The 12,478-nt window shown below is 44.7% G+C and carries 6 protein-coding genes; all 6 read right to left on the bottom strand.

Annotated features, from left to right (window positions below; all coding sequences use genetic code 11):
- Positions 1 to 2: 2 nt before the first annotated feature.
- The gene (locus Q5911_RS07625; protein ID WP_303182148.1) at positions 3 to 257 is read right to left on the bottom strand and encodes an EsaB/YukD family protein; all 255 of its coding nucleotides are present in this window, start codon (positions 255 to 257) and stop codon (positions 3 to 5) included.
- Between the two features lie 15 nt (positions 258 to 272).
- Entirely contained in the window at positions 273 to 1,337 is a 1,065-nt protein-coding gene (locus Q5911_RS07620; RefSeq protein ID WP_303182146.1) for an AAA family ATPase, read from the bottom strand.
- Positions 1,338 to 1,344: 7 nt separating this feature from the next.
- Positions 1,345 to 2,244, bottom strand: coding sequence for an FHA domain-containing protein (locus tag Q5911_RS07615; protein ID WP_303182144.1), 900 nt, complete (start codon positions 2,242 to 2,244; stop codon positions 1,345 to 1,347).
- Positions 2,244 to 3,833 (bottom strand): tetratricopeptide repeat protein, encoded by a 1,590-nt coding sequence (locus Q5911_RS07610; protein ID WP_303182142.1) that lies wholly within the window; start codon positions 3,831 to 3,833, stop codon positions 2,244 to 2,246. Before Q5911_RS07610 ends, Q5911_RS07615 begins: the two co-directional genes overlap by 1 nt.
- A 156-nt stretch (positions 3,834 to 3,989) precedes the next feature.
- The gene (locus Q5911_RS07605; protein WP_303182141.1) at positions 3,990 to 5,876 is read right to left on the bottom strand and encodes a protein kinase domain-containing protein; all 1,887 of its coding nucleotides are present in this window, start codon (positions 5,874 to 5,876) and stop codon (positions 3,990 to 3,992) included.
- A 101-nt stretch (positions 5,877 to 5,977) separates the two neighbouring features.
- Positions 5,978 to 12,475 (bottom strand): hypothetical protein, encoded by a 6,498-nt coding sequence (locus Q5911_RS07600; RefSeq protein ID WP_303182139.1) that lies wholly within the window; start codon positions 12,473 to 12,475, stop codon positions 5,978 to 5,980.
- Between the last annotated feature and the right edge of the window lie 3 nt (positions 12,476 to 12,478).

The raw sequence follows: 12,478 nt of genomic DNA, 5'->3' as shown, positions 1-12,478 counted from the left end.
TCCTATTCCGTATAATTGATAATGCTCCCATTGCGGATGCCGAATTCTCTGAGCGTCTTATTCCCTCTCAAAAGCGCGACAGGCTTCTCTGCTTTCAGATAGCAGTTCTTGATGTCTGTCGTATCGATCCCCAGCTCATACGCTGTATTCAGAGCATTCACCAGCTCATTCGCCGAGATGTCCAATGGCACCTCGAGGTCAACTGAAGTATTTTTTCCTACTATGTTAAATATAATGATAGCCTTCTCATTGTCCATTTTCCCACCTCACTGCTACATGATCAGAAACGCTGTCTTCTGGATTCCGGTATCACGGGCAAGCTTATCTGCAGTTATCTTTTCTCCGGCAGGGAAATGCCCGATATATTCATTTACCTGAAATCGGATTTCTATATCAGATGACGTCAGATAATTCTCCTCATCTTTTCTGAAATCATTGCAGACAAACAGATACTTTTCGCCGCCAATCCCATTAATATTAGACACAAGCAAATCAGTCGCACGCACGGAGTCTTCTGTCTGCTTTGTCACAATGACCACCTTGTCCGCCTCCCCGATCAACGCTGCCTTCTCTTCGTCAAATACAGGATCTGCATCAATAATGATAAAGTCATATTCGTTCGTCTTCTTGGCAGACGCTGCGATCTTCCGGTATACGGAATAGTGAAGCCCCAGAGACATAAGCGGCGCTTTAAACGGCGGCAGATAGCTGAACTCTTCCCGCCGGATGACATGCCGGATTTCCTGGTAGATGGAAGACTGTGGATCAGCCAGTCTCATATAAACCTCCGGAGCTGAGACAGCGCCTTTATTTTCCAGCCGGTACTGAAATGTCTGCAGTCTTTCCGCATTGATATAGAGCACCCTCTTGTAATTTCTCGTCAGGCAGCCCGCCAGCCCCATCGCCACTGTTGTCTTTCCGGTCCCCCCCGCAGCAGAGCAGACAAGAACCGTCTGGCATGCTTTCTTCGTATGGATGTTTACGTTCAGCACATCGGAGCTCTTGCCCACAATCTCATTAAATATTTCCCGGATACTCGTATATTTGAACAGTCTGTTGATCGAGAGTTCATCTGTCGTCCCTTCTTCATACTTCTCCATCATAACAAAGATATACCCGATGCTATGGCGCCGCAGCATCCCGCTGTAGAGCTGATCTGACACGATCAGGACATCCACCTTCTGCGGGCTTGCGAAAAGCTGTTCAAAATACGCTGGTTCCGTTATGATCTCCAGATCAATTTCTCCGGGAAACTCTTCTGCAAATTTTGCCTGCAGGGGAATAATATAATTTATATCTGTGTCTGCTATAATGAGTCTCGGTTTTGCCACTGTCATAGTCTCCTTATTTAATGATCACCTGAAAATCCGTATTAGCCATTCTTACCACATCGCCATTTTTTACCGGATATGCCTGCTCAGGAATCAGGCGTTCCTGGTTGAGGAAGGTCCCGTTTGCACTATTCAGATCCGTGACCATATATCCATTGCTCTTTCTGCTGACCTTACAGTGTACTCTGCTGATCATCCGGTTGAATGTAACTGCACCGTCCACCCGTGACACTTTCTTCCCTATGATAAATTCATCCTTTGTAACCTTAAGCTCTATGCGCGGTGCATTCATAGTAACCAGAGACATCGACCGCTCTTTAGGCAACGGGGATACAGACGGCTCAGGCTCTCTGCAGATTTTCCCACCTCGCATACGGATAGCCGTCTCTTCCAGGGTGAGCGTACCATCCGCCAGATCCGCAGACAGCCGCTTAAGCTCCGGTGCATTTTTATCCGATCTGTTATCGATTGCTTTGATCAGACCGGCCCTCAGCTCATTCTCAAACTCTGAGTCATCCTCAAAAAGAGGTGTATCTATTGGAAGATATACCAGGCGAACCTTGTATGTAGACATATCGATATAAATTTTTTCAAATGCAATGTCCAGATTCCTGCAGGCGAGAAAGCCATTGCTCTTTACTTCGCTGACTGCATCCAACAGATTCCCGGTCACTGCCAGGAATCTGTCTGTGCTCAGCACAGGAGTAAGGGTGGAAAATGCTTTACAGCCGTCTGTCATGTAGTACAGCTCGGTCTTTCCGTTGCACGTCATTTTCATACTGCGCAGGAAGCATCTCCTCGTCTGGCTCTGCAGCACCTTGTATTCTGTTGTGAGGAAACGACTGCTGTCATGCAATATGTAAGCAAAATTTGCTCCGCATTTCATTTCTGTAAAAATCTCATTGTCAGCCATTACTTACTTCCTTCTACCAGGTCGTCCTCATCTCCGGCTCTGTTCAAAATATTCAGCTCACCATGATCCAGTTCAAAGACTTCCCATATATTCTCGATACCAGCCCCCGGCGATACTGTGATCACTTCCGGCTGTGCCTGTCCGGGCAGATACACTTTGACAGTCGCACCGTAATCCTGCAGTGTGCTGGTCAGCCTGTAGTCCACTACCGTATATTGGTATACACCGTTCAGGTCGTACAGTGTGATCGTCTCCGGTCCGTATCCGTTGGTATCATCTACATCAAGCTCTGCGAGAGTCTCTCCGCCAGATGATGCCGTCTTTCTGTAATAGCTTACGAATACGCTTCCCCCGCTGTCACTGTCTCCGATCAGGTAGGAATCAAGATCCTGCGGCTCCGAGCCCCACTCAAGAACGATACGCGCCGTTCCGGCAGCCAGCTCCGGTGAAATAATGAACTGTTCACCGCTGTAGTTTCTATCCTTTTCCATCTCGAACTCAAAGTTCTCCACGACATAGCCGTCTGCTGTAATCGTCACATCATAGACATCCGGATCAAGCTCCACGGAAAATGCTCCTTTCCTGTCCGTTGACGCCTCTCCGGTATGAGATGCATCCTCCTGCCCTTCAAATACGAGCTCTGCCTCCGGAACACCCTCTCCTGTCACGGCGTCAATCACAATACCACTCAGGATACCCTTTGTGCTTCTATTCTGATTTGCCTCCGGGAGAAGCACCTCATTCCACGCATTTACAGATTGGATCGTACCAGCTGCATCTGTCTCGATATTCATGATGACCGATCCTGTCCTGAGCTGTACATAGCTCCGTTCTGCATCAGTGACCGGCTCTACCGTTGAGCTTGAAACTGCCTGAAGCTGCTCAAGTGTAACCGGAGCTGCGAAGTTATCAAAGATAATATCCAGGGAATCCAGCTCCAGCTTCTCCGGCATCCCCGTCTCATCCGGGCGGTTCCTCCTGTCATCTACGATCGTGTCATCCTCCGGTGTATCTGAATAGTACAGTGCGGCCGAAAGGTCATCATGCACGACTTTCACCTCACCCTTTGCCACTTTTACAATATCCGGCCATGCGCCGTACTCATCCGAATAATCGCTGTACGTAAAATTTTCCAGTCTCTGAAGGAAGGCTGTATTCCAGCCAAGCTGTCCCCTCCTCTGCTCCATGGTCTCCTTATCCTGGTCCTGACCGAATCGGTTCACCAACAGAGAGCCGTCATTAATACCATTCAGCATATCCAGTATCGTTGGAGCTTTTGAATAGGTATATCCTTTTTCCAGAGTAGCCTTAGCCTGCGAGACCTTCCCCTGATTCAGATATACATCTGCAAGCCCCAGATACGCCTCATCCTCCTCCGGTACTGCTTCGATCGCATTCTCGTATGCTACGATCGCATCCTCATACTGGGCAGACGCCGCATATTTTTCTGCTGCTGCTATCTCTTCCTTATATGTTTCCTGATCCAGTCCTCTGCGGATTAAGAGGATGCCCGCAGCCACTGCCGCTACAAGAAGCACGCCACAGATAATCAGAAGTACTATCGTCTTCTTGGATCTTTTCTCTCCCATACTCTCTCCTCCCTCAGTCTGTTATCTGACTGATATTGTCTCGGATTTTCTTCCTTCTCTTTTTCAAAATCCGGAAAACAATGATAAATCCGGCTGTGGCAGTCAGAATTACCGCGATTCCCACTATTGCCAGAATAATACCCGCCATTTATGTCCTCACTCCCGTTCTCCCATAACACTGATGAGCTCCTCCATATCCTCGTCCGTCTGTCCTGAGGCATCGTAGGCATGGCGCGCTGTATTGTAACAAAAGCCTGCTTCTGACGGGACCTCCTGCTCTCCATTTGAAGCCGCCTCGTCCAGATAGTTCCAACACATCCACATCGGGATCCTGTAATCATCCGGCCAGGCTGACTGCATCTCTCGCAGCCGGTCAATACTGGTCCCATATCTTCCCAAAGCTCTGAGCACAAGCGCGCGATTTAAAAAATCCTCATAGGAAGCGCTGTCCTCACCGCATAGCCGCTCATACACGGTAAGCGCCTGCTCATAATATGTCCGTTTCTCAATGTCCGACGAAGCGGCATTTCCTGCCTGAAACGCGGTCTGTCCCGCCTTGCGCAGCAGATTTTTGTCGCCGCTTATATCTGCTGCCGTGCCAAGCGCCTCAAGCGCATCCCCATATTCATCCAATTCGATACAAATGTCCGCTTTCAGGTCACAGATGGCGGCAGTCAGATCACTATCCGTACTAAGCCTCATAGCTGCTTCCACCTTTGCAAGCGCCTCCTCCGGCTCTCCCGCTGCATATGCTGCCTCAGCTTCGACAAAGCTGCTTTCTGCCGGATCCAGAGCTGCTTCCGGATACTGCTGTTCCAGCGCAATGATATCGAATGGCTCTCCACTCCTGGTAAGAGCGGCTATGTAGTCCCGCAGATAGAGCGAGCTGTCCGGAGCTGCTTCCAGAGCATCCCGGTAGTACTGAGCCGCAGTCTCGTACTGCTCCTGACGGTAATAGCTCTCAGCAAGGATATAGAGTACATCCCCCTTATCTTCAGGATGAGAATCCATATAGCCCTGCATCATAAAATCATTGAGCATATCTGTCCCTGCTGTTATGACAGATGCTTCCTCTCCGGACTCTGACGCAGCATACAGCTCAGAGTAGCTGTTCTGCCACGCATCCCGCTGCCAGACTCCGATTCCCCCATAAATCATAAGTATTCCCGCTGCCAGACACACCCCATAGAGAAGCCCGGATAGAATCTGCAGTCTGCCCATACTTCTGTACTCCGGATCCAGCTTTTCCAGGTTTTCCAATGCTTTTCCCATCTGCTGTGCCGACTTAAACCGCCTTGCCGGGTTATATTCTGTCGCCCTGCTTATAGCCGCCTTCAGCCCCTCACTGTATGGAATATCCAGCTCCATGATCGGATACGGCACACCGGTCTGCGGCTCTGGCAGATATCCTGTCATCATCCGGTAAAAAACTGCCCCAAGACTGTAGATATCCATCCTGGGATCCGGATCAAACCGTCCGCCTCCACTGTACAGGATATCCATTGCAGCCCGATACTGCTCCGGCGCCGCATAGTGAGGGCTCAGACCCTGCAGCTTTCCTCCCTCCGTACCATCCAGCGAGATGTTGAAGTCGATCAGGCACACATTTCCCTGGGGCGTGATCATGATATTGCCCGGCTTGATATCACTGTGCAGGATTGGTGGATCCTGAGTATGCAGATACGCAAGCACCTCACATAGCTGCTTCAGCCACAGCAGCACCGTCTGTTCCGGGAACTGATACTGATTGTCCAGATAATACTGCAGGTCATGTCCCGGAATATAATCCATCACCGTATAGATTCCGCCTCCTGCCTCCAGGAAATCATAGACCTGGGGAAGATAGGTATGATGCAGGCGCTTGAGAATATCCGCCTCCCCCCGCACATTAATTCTTCCTGTATAATTTTCTTTTATCCTCTTGATCACGATCTGTTTCCGAAGACGGAGATGGTATCCGAGATAGATGACTCCTGTACCGCCCTTACCAATCTCACGGATGATCTGATACATACCATCGATAACATCACCGTTGTGAAGCATGTTCTCCCTCCGGTACCGCGGCCTTCCTATATTTGAAAACCGCCTCTTAAAAAGCAAGCTGCCTAAATATTTCTATTCAGACAGCTTTGCTTCCTTTCTCTTTACTTATTTGCCTGTTCTTCGTCTTTCTTTTTCTTGAAGATCAGGAAGAACCAAAGCAGTCCTCCCGCGATCACTACAACTCCTACAATCGTTCCTACAAGGAGCGGTGTATTGCTGTAGAACTGTACGAACAGATTAGAGGTCAGCAGGACTCTTGTGATCTCAGCCTCTGCCGTATTGCCAGCCGCATCTGTTGCAACCGCTCTGATATCCTGTCTGGAGTTGGAGCTGTTCATCGTATAGGTGAGCTCTCCTCCTGCCGCCTGGATATCCTTTGCGTCATAGGACTGCGCCGGCTGATCATCGTTTCCTACATATACGCCAACATCGCCCATGGCGATATTGTCCGCTGCATTTACAGTAATATTTCTTGTGTTTGCACGGTACTGCTCACCATTTTCGATACCTGTGATAACGACTGTCGGCGCTGTCTTATCGATTGCGAACTCGATGTCGCATCCCTTTGCGCGGCTGTTTCCGACATTTGTCGCACGGTCTTCGGAATCGATTGTTACAGTATAGTTACCCTCTTTTTCAAAGTTCTCTTTGTTGATCGTGTAATCATACTGTTTCCATGACACCTCTGATCCGCTTGCTTTTACTGTATAGTCTGTGCCTGCCTTAAGATCTGCAAGCTGTCCGTCACGTCCGTAAGAAATACCATTGAATACAAGGCTGTCCACATTGATCTCGGTTACAACAAGATCCTGCTCTTCGTTGGTGTAGTAGTTATCCACCAGCTCCTGCGTCTCATCAGACAGCACGAATACGGAACCAAATCTGTTAACTGAGAAGATCACGGAATCCTCCGTCTCATTTCCCGCACGGTCTGTGATCACTGCTGTCATGGTATAGAGATCGTCGTTCTCTTTCGTACGCTCGAAATCTGCCATCTTGATGCTCTCACCATTCGGGATGGATGAACGGTCGCCGTCCAGTGCCATCTCACCATGGTTTGCTCCCTCCAGTGTGATCTCCACCCCATTTTCCGTGTAGTTATTGTCGCTGTAGCGTACCCCCGGCGCCACCACATCGTTGTTTGCTGACTTGTCCTCGATATCAAAGAACTCAAGCTCCGGAGCAGTCTGGTCAACTGTAAAGCTGTCCTGCTCATAATCGGCTGCTGCGTTTCCTGCAAGGTCTGTGTAATCTACATCAAATGTGTAATCCGCATCTGCTGAGAATGTCACGCTCGCTGTGTGTACATCTCCTCTTGTGCTCCATCCGCCAAGTCCCGGTGTTGCTACACCTCTTCCTTCCAGTGAAGCCGTGATTGCTGTGTTGACCTCAGCAGCGTTGAAGTTGTGCTCTGTAACTGTGATCGTCGCCGTGCGGTCTGCATTGAAGTATCCCGGCTCAGCATCGTTGTTGTTGTCATAGGACACCTGAATCGTCGGGTCTGTCTGGTCGATCGTAAAGTCGTCTACTCTCGTGTAGTTTGAATCATTTCCCGCAAGGTCCGTCGTGTTCAGCGTAAATGTGTAATCGCCATCCGCCGCAAATGTCACGGTGCATGTATGTGTCGCACTGTCCGATACACCGGAGTTGGAGCTGTGGCTCCATCCGCTGATAGACGGCTGTGTTCCGTCTGTGTTTGTGATGTTGAATCTCACCGCTGACGGATCGAAGTTGCGCTCTGTCACTGTGACTGTCGCTGTACGCGTTGCATTGTAGTAGCGGTCGTTCAGCGGGCTGTTCAGGTCGTAGGTTACGTCGATGGTCGGGGCGGTGATATCGATACTTATATTTTTTGTTTCCGTCGCTTTATTTCCTGATTGATCTACCGCCGTAACTTTAATCTGGATATTATTACTGTTATTTATTTCAGCCTCAACAGTTTCATTTCGTGTTATCGACTGCATTCTCTGTGTTGCATCTAACAGTTCGTTATTATAATTACCTGATTGTGTTACTTCTCCATCTTTTAAAATTTCATACGATACTTCTTTTAATCCGGAATAGGTTCCATTTACTTTTGGATCTATAACTTGAATTTCAAAATCAACATCCTTATTGTAAATTCCATGTAATGGTTCAGCTGTTGTGATAGTGATTTTTGGGATATTATCCGGTGCCTGACGATCGTCAATCACTCCTGCAGTTGAGATAAAGGAGACATTACCTGCCTTATCTTCCAGGCGCATATATGGAACTTGCTGTGTATTAGCTTGTGTATAATATACAACCGGATTATTTATACGCTGATAATCTGCTCCACCTATCCACTCATCAATAGTAATATTTTTCAGTGTCATTTCTTGTGCAGTGTTTCCCTCTATATCCAACTGATCAACACTTCCATGTATATCTCCCGGATTATACATATAATATTGCTGTTTATAAACAGATGTTACATCCCTACTGGTAAATTCAATTCTAGTATCATCATTAAAGAAAAAGCCAAATGAAATGGTACGGATCATGTCTTTTAAAATTCCGCTATTATCTGTTCCATTTACTTTAATTTCTCCTGTTGGTTCTGTTTGGTCAAAAGTAAAATAATGAGGTGCATATGTACATGAATTTCCTGCTAAATCAGTATAAGTAAAGCTAAAAGTATAATTTGCGTCCTTTTCAAAATTAAGTGTAGCTTTCCCAGTATTTGTATTATATGACCATGCAGAACGTGATTCAAATTTACTGAAATCTTCTGTCCCTTCGGGTGCATCTGTTCCAATTGTAGCGGAAAAGTCACTTTGTTTTTGTGCAAAAGCCTTTTCATATGAAAAATTCTTTTCTTCAATGGAAATCACTGCCTGTATACCTCTATTTGTATACGCTCTCTTATCTTCACTGATTGCCTCTTCAATATCACTCACAATATCATTTGCCCCATCCACACTGTATACAACTGTAACAACCGGTGCTGTCTGATCAATGATAAAGAATTTATTTGCTTCCGATTTTTCATCCGCATAGGTTATTTCCTTAGCATGATTTCCCAGTATATCTTCACAATGCGGAGTAATACTATATTCTCCATCTTTGTCGAATTCTAATTGTATAGTGCATGTCCTCGCTTCTGTATAATCCGTTACATCAAAATCACTTATTGGTTTATTGCCAATATAATCCTTTACCTCTTTATTAACCCATGTTATTCCATATTGACTAAGTTCCTTTAAATGAACCCCGTCATATTCGACTCCATTAACGGCAATATCAAACTTAATATCCGGATATGGATTCTCACTGCTTCCGATATCCATGTTACGTTCTGTATACTTAACAGTCATAATACGGCTTTCTTCTTTATTGTTAAAGTAAATGCCATTATTCGCCTTATTAATATCATCATTGTAAGATACTTCAACCTTTGGTGATATATTATCTATAACTATCTTCTTTTCAAATGCCTGTGCCTCATTGCCCGCCTTATCCTTTGTAGTTATTGTAATAATAACATCATTCAAATCAGGAGTGACCGATCTTGCCGGAACGACAGCATTAATGGTAAAGTCAGATTCTTTTACTAAGTCCGAATATAATTTATCATTGTCTTCTAATTCAATTTTAAAAGAATTTTCATAAGTTTGTTCAAGCGTTGTTTCGTCAAGCGAATCAATCACTATTCCTGAGTCGACTTTTTGACCATTCACTGTCACATCAACCTGAACGGAATCTATACCTGAGAAAAATGGTTCGGGATCTTTAATGTTTATTTGATAACTAGCATCTCCTTGGTAATTGTCAATTCCATCCTGTGTTGCAGTCGCCGGGGCAAAAGTACAATTAATCTCTGGCTGGGTGATATCAATTATCATTCCATTAGATACATATACGGAACAATTATCCGCATTATCTACTGTCTTAATGAAAATAATATAATTATCCTCTATAGCCTTTTCGTCTTCTCCCCTGCCAACAGCAATTCCAGTTGCTAAATCAAGAGGTAACCATTCACCTTTCTCTGTTATTGTTTCAATCTGTTCTTTTAAGGCTTCTTTATCCAGACCAGCATCGCTGGTATCCGATCCCACATTCCAAACATAATACTGCTGGGACACACTATCTGACAGTCCGCTTCCTTCATCTGTAATCGTTACAGATGCTGTATACATTTTATTTGTGTACATTCCGAAAGTTATAGAATCTGCCATCTTTGAATATACTGTAGGAGTAAATCCGCTTATATCTGCTACTGGCGCTTTATTATCAATATAAAGCCAATCATTTAACATTACAGATTGCGATATTGTTTTAGAACTGTTTTCACGTCCAATATATACACTTACATTCTGTACAGCAGTCTTATCAACTTCTTTTTCAGTTAAACTATCCAATACGTTTTTTAATGCATCAATCGGAATACCATCTTCAGTCGCATTTATTGCCGGTTCACCATTTATAGAGATAAATACTTCATCATAATAGGCGGTAGCTTCAAAATTCTCCGAATCTTTTACTCGCAATTTCAATACCGGAGATTCTTCATCGCTTCCATATTTATCCTCTCCAAATTCATCCCTCGCACCCGTGTTCACATAAATTTCTTTTAGCACGGTATCATTTGCATCACTTTCCTTGACATCATATATTCCCGTCGTAGATTCGCTCAATTCAATACATTTTAAAAGTGTATCTTTATTGATAGTTTGGCTGGTTACTATAAGGCTGCCTCTATTATCTACAGTATCATCAAACTTGAATTCATAATTCCCATCAATACGATTTTGTTCAGTAATATCTGGCTTCACTATGTTAAATGGATCATCCTGAACTTCCAGTCTGATAAATTCCCCATTACCGTCAATGGTTGCTCCCGGTAATTCTGATACCTTGTCATTGTTTACCAAACCACTACTTGGATCTTTTTCTATGTACCCGGTACTATTTTCAAGTGTTATTAATCCTGCTGTCTGTTCGACTGCATCCTTAATATTTTGACCATACTCAAACGATTTTATATCGCAGTCTTTTGCCGTAACATACAGTGGTCGGTAATTAATAGTAGCTATTCCCGCAACTAAATCATTTTCATCTGTCACTTTAAGTAAATAATTCGCCAGACTTGATTCATTCGTTGATTTATATTCACCAATTTCTACTCTTACATCTTTTGCTATAACATTACCCGCTTCATCAATAGCGACATCTGCAGTATCTGTATGCACTTTTGAGGAATCAATTGTAATTCTTTCTGTTGTGTCGACTACAGTTCCTGTTAACTGAAAATTTGTTGTTCCATCGTAAGTCTTAGACAAATTATCGTCCCACGCAACATCATTAACTGAAATTTCTTTTCTTTTTACTAAAAGCGTAAAATCTATACTGGACGCTATATAAGAATTATTTGCTTCTGCTGTAATGGTAATCTTAATCTCACCTGCGTTTTTGGGAGTAATTTTTATTTGATTATTTTCTACAGCCACTTCCGCCACCTGTTCTGGCAGTACATTGCCAGCGTATTCATCAGGATTCACAAATTCCACGTTTGCTGTAATGTGTCTTTCCTTAACAGTATCCGCTTTTAAAGAAACATCAAATGGAGTATCCCATTCCGGATCACCATAAGTAATTTCTTTAGAATTTTCTCCATCTATTTCAAGATTCTGTGTCTTAGTGTAGTTACCCTCAACAGATGCACTTTTTGAGACATATTTCGTATCGCCGGTATACTCTACGGCAAACATTTTATCTCCGATAATTGATCCGGCATCATTATATGTCATTGTTGTATTCGGAAGTACCGCTGTACCAATCAGGTTCCCATCTGCCTTGAATGTAAGTGTACCGGTTGCCTTATCTGGAATACCAGTTGCAGAAAGCTCGACTTTATTCTGATCGTTTCCTTCGCCCGGATTCACAGATAATCCCATATTGAAACTATTCTTAGATACAGTCACATTGATGTTTGCTGTTTTTCTGCCGTTACTCACCTGGACAACAGCATTCTTTGCAATGTCATCTCCTGCATTGCCTGCGGCATTTGCAGTAATATTACCATCAGCCACGCTTACAAACTGAGTCCCATTTGTTATGGACCATGTATATGTTCCTTCTGCAACTTTGTTCGTGACATTCACAGATGCACTTCCGCCAACATATAAAGATATACTGTTTTGGCTCAGATCTATCTCCGACATTTTCATTCCAACTTTTATATTCGTGTCTGATGATGTCGGTGTAATCTTTCTTTCATTCTGCGCATTATACTCATATCCGGTCTTTTCGACGGTATAAGTATATTCTGTATTTGTGTCAAGACCAGTCACCTTAAACATATTGAGATGCTCAAAATCTGTCTCCTGTGTCTCGGCTGTATTGACACTGGCCACGACCTGGCTGGCATTATCAAGTACTTTGATCGTGACATCCTGCGTCAGAAGTGTATTACCGTTTTCCACATCCTGCACACTGAAGTATACCGCCCCGGCATCCCCCGGCGCCGCCTCTGCCGTCAGTGCCGCATTCGGTATCATCCATGTAATGACCATAGCCACCGCGAGCAGCAGTGCGCATATCCTTTCTTTCCAGCTTCTTGTACTCTTTTTCATATC

The sequence above is a fragment of the Lachnoclostridium phocaeense genome, assembly GCF_959599685.1.
GTDB lineage: Bacteria > Bacillota > Clostridia > Lachnospirales > Lachnospiraceae > Claveliimonas > Claveliimonas monacensis.
This window is presented reverse-complemented; position numbering and strand designations above follow the sequence as displayed.